Genomic DNA, 1,695 nt, shown 5'->3' with positions numbered 1-1,695 from the left:
GGCCTACGACACGTTCAACGCGGCACGGCGGCTTGCCGCGGCCATGCTGGACCAGCCGGCCCCGGCGACGCTGTTCCTGTTGACCCGCAACGCCCAACCTGTCGGCGAGGGCGACCGCGCCAACCCCGCGCATGCCGTGCTGTGGGGGCTGGGCCGCAGCCTGGCCCTGGAACATCCCGAGATCTGGGGCCGGGTCATCGACGTCGACGAGTCGGTTCCGGCGTCGCTGGTCGCCGGGTACCTGCTCGCCGAAGCCGATGCCGAGGACACCGAGGACCAGATCGTCTACCGGGCCGGTGTCCGCCGGGTTCCGAGGCTGCGCAAGGCCCGGCCCACCGGTGCCGCCGCACCGGTCGAATTCGACCCGGACAGCTGCCATCTGGTGATCGGCGCCACCGGCAACATCGGACCGCAGCTGGTTCGACAGCTGGCGGCCAGCGGAGCCAAGACCATCGTCGCGGTGTCGCGCAACCCGGGGACACGACTCGACGAGCTGGCGGCCGAACTGGCGGGAACGACACTGGTGACGGTGGCCGCCGATGCGGCCGACGAGACCGCGATGAGCGCGTTGTTCGACCGGTTCGGCGCCGACCTGCCGCCGCTAGCGGGCATCCACGTGGCCGCCTTCGCGGGCGGGCCGGTGACACTGCGCGACATGACCGACGACGACGTCACCGCCATGTTCCGGCCGAAGCTCGACGTGGTCGCGGTGCTGCACAAGCTGTCGCTGCGGCACCCGGTGCGCCACTTCGTGCTGTTCTCGTCGATCTCCGGAATCACCGGATCGCGCTGGCTGGCGCACTACACCGCGACCACCACCTTCCTGGACACCTTCGCCTACGCTCGTCGTGCGGCCGGGCTGCCAGCCACCGCGATCAACTGGGGGCTGTGGAAGTCGCTGAGCGACACCCAATCCGACATCGAACGCCAGGTGACCGTGGAGTCCGGGCTGGAGCCGATGAGCGACGACGTGGCCATCGGGGCGTTGCCGCTGGTGATCGGCGCGAACAGCGCGGTGCGGCACACCGTGGTGGCGGCGGACTGGCCACGGCTGGCCACCGCCTACCGCACCCGCGCGGCACTGCACATCGTCGACGACCTGCTGACCGTTGCCGAACCCGCCGACGGATCCGCGCCGGTCACCACCGAGTTCCGCCGCGCGCTGGCCGAAGCCGAACCCGAGCAGCGCTTGGGGTTGCTGCACGACCACGTCACCATGCAGGTCGTCGCCGCTATGGGCCTGGCCTCGCGCCACGTGCTGGACCCCACGGCCGGATTCTTCGCCTCCGGCATGGATTCGCTGATGAGCGTGACGCTGCAGCGATCACTGTCGGACAGCCTCGGCGAAATTCTGCCGGCCGCAGTCGTATTCGACTATCCGACCATCGACGCGCTGACCGGATACCTGGCCACGATCCTGCCGGAGGTGGCCGAGGCCGCCGAACAGGACAGCGCCGACGCCTATGACGACATGAGCGATGACGAGCTGCTCGCGCAGCTTTCGGAGAGGTTGAGTTGAGCGAGATAGGTTCCGCGTCGGCCGGGAGGGCCGAATCGGCTGGGGGGCCGGATCGTCGTTCGATTGTCGCTGAGGCGCTGCGCAAGATTGATGATTTGACGGCGCGGTTGGCGGTGGCGGAGGCCGGTGATACCGAGCCGATCGCGGTGGTGGGTTTGGGTTGTCGGTTGCCGGGT

General features: G+C 69.4%; 2 protein-coding genes. Both read left to right on the top strand.

The genetic code is table 11. From position 1 onward, the window contains the following. Window positions 1–1,519: beta-ketoacyl reductase (locus tag DQP56_RS24130; protein ID WP_114475797.1), on the top strand; the 1,519-nt coding region annotated here is incomplete at its 5' end. 5 nt (window positions 1,520–1,524) lie between these two features. After that, window positions 1,525–1,695, top strand: a 171-nt coding sequence (locus DQP56_RS25855; RefSeq protein ID WP_435673911.1) for a hypothetical protein, incomplete at its 3' end; no start/stop codon positions are given.

It is taken from the genome of Mycolicibacter senuensis, from assembly GCF_003284925.1.
Taxonomy (GTDB): domain Bacteria; phylum Actinomycetota; class Actinomycetes; order Mycobacteriales; family Mycobacteriaceae; genus Mycobacterium; species Mycobacterium algericum_A.
Note: the sequence above shows the minus strand (reverse complement) of the source record. Positions and strands in the feature narration are given on the sequence as shown.